The 1,727-nt window shown below is 38.5% G+C and carries 2 protein-coding genes; both read right to left on the reverse strand.

What is annotated here, in order from left to right; all coding sequences use genetic code 11:
* Window positions 1-81: 81 nt before the first annotated feature.
* Window positions 82-576: a lincosamide nucleotidyltransferase Lnu(C) gene (gene lnu(C), locus WMO26_RS13475; RefSeq protein WP_019543803.1), complete on the reverse strand. Its 495-nt coding sequence runs from the start codon at window positions 574-576 to the stop codon at window positions 82-84.
* Window positions 577-599: 23 nt separating this feature from the next.
* Window positions 600-1,637 (reverse strand): IS1595-like element ISSag10 family transposase, encoded by a 1,038-nt coding sequence (locus WMO26_RS13480; RefSeq protein ID WP_002837184.1) that lies wholly within the window; start codon window positions 1,635-1,637, stop codon window positions 600-602.
* Window positions 1,638-1,727 lie beyond the last annotated feature (90 nt).

Genomic DNA, 1,727 nt, shown 5'->3' on the forward strand with positions numbered 1-1,727 from the left:
GGCTATGTCACAACAAACAGTTGATAAATAGCCATTTTTATAGGGGAGTATCAGAACTCCCCTACAAACTGTTATTTGCAGTTATCTATACTCATTTGGAATTTCGATATGAAGTGTCTCACACAATAACTTCACATCATGTGCATCATTTTCATCAAACTCGTATCCCAGATGGAACATTACTTGACTATATGGTTCAATACAGGAAACCTCTATTTCCTCAATTCTTCCTTTACCCGAAAAAGTTTCTACCGGAAAACAATCCCCATCATAAAGAATTTCACCTTCGTCCGTATATTCAAAACAATGCAAATCAATAATTCTGTTTTTCAAATCTTCCCATACAGTATGGTTCAATGTTGTATATTCCATCTTAATCTCATAAAAGCCATTAGCTTTCATTATTTCTATAAAGTTCTGATAATCGTTCTTTTCTACAAAAATGTCAATATCATTATGGGCTCTTGACTGATATCCAAGAAGAGCATCTACACCCCAGCCACCATCAAGAAAGACTTTAATCTCCGCATCTATTGCAAATTGAAGAATCTGTTTTACATCTGTTATATTGACCATCTTATCATCTCCACAAATTCTAATTAGGCGACCAGAGGAACTGCTGGTCTGTTTGATAAATCTCTGCATTTAGCAGTTTTCAATGTTGCCAAAACGAAAGTTAAGAAGATGTTCCTTTTCTCCATGTCGCTTTCTTTGGCGTAATTTACAAGGTTATTCCACACAAGATAGTTGTTCAGATACTTGGTAGAAACACCGTTAAAGCCACGCATAAACCTCTTTAGCTGGCTATGGTAGCTATTGATATGTTGGATATTATAAATGCCTTTCTTGGCTTTGCCAGTCTTTAACTGCACAAGGTCAATGCCATTGGCATTTGTAAATCTCACATAGGAGTTCATCTTGTCCGTAACAAGAGTGGAATTGGTCTTAATCCTACCATCATAAATATGATGTAAATCTCTTGTAGAAACTCTACCAGTATTCGTAATCTTGGAGATAGACAAGCCATTCCTATTAACCGCACAAGGAACACATACCTTTTCTTGGGACAAGCCTCTGATATGTGTAGAATGACCACGCTTATGAGCCTTGCGTGGCATAGCAAATGTCTTACTCTTGCTATGATTGCCCTTGTACGAGATGGCGAAAAAAGTTTCGTCAGCCTCAATAATGCCGTCAAGGGTAACATCGTCTGCCATATTCTGAAGTGCATCCAAAATCTTGTGTCTCCAAAGGAATGCGGTGTTTCTGTGAATCCCACAAGCAACAGCAGTCTTACGAATGGATAAGCCATTCATCATACAATCAATGTACTGCTCCCACACGGACAAGTCTTTTCTTGTACCAGACACAATGGAGTTCGTAGCAATCACGAAGGACTTGCCACAATCCTTACATACATATCGCTGTGTGCCATCTTTACGATGACCATTGCGAACCACATGGATACAGCCACAAAGAGGGCATACACGACCATTTGCAAAGCGTTCCTTTGCTACGAAATCTTCAATATTCAAAGACTTTACAAAGGCAGGACTTAAAAGCATTGTTTTAAGGCTTTCCTGCTCTGCGACAGTCAACTTACCGATAATATCTAATGCGTCTTTGATAGTAGGCATATCCAATTACCTCCTTCGGTGGTACTGTTTCTTACTATTATTATACGCTATTTCTCGTCAAAAATCAACCATTTGTTGTGACAGAGCCTT

Source organism: Solibaculum intestinale, assembly GCF_040096205.1.
GTDB classification, from domain to species: Bacteria; Bacillota; Clostridia; order Oscillospirales; family Acutalibacteraceae; genus Solibaculum_A; species Solibaculum_A intestinale.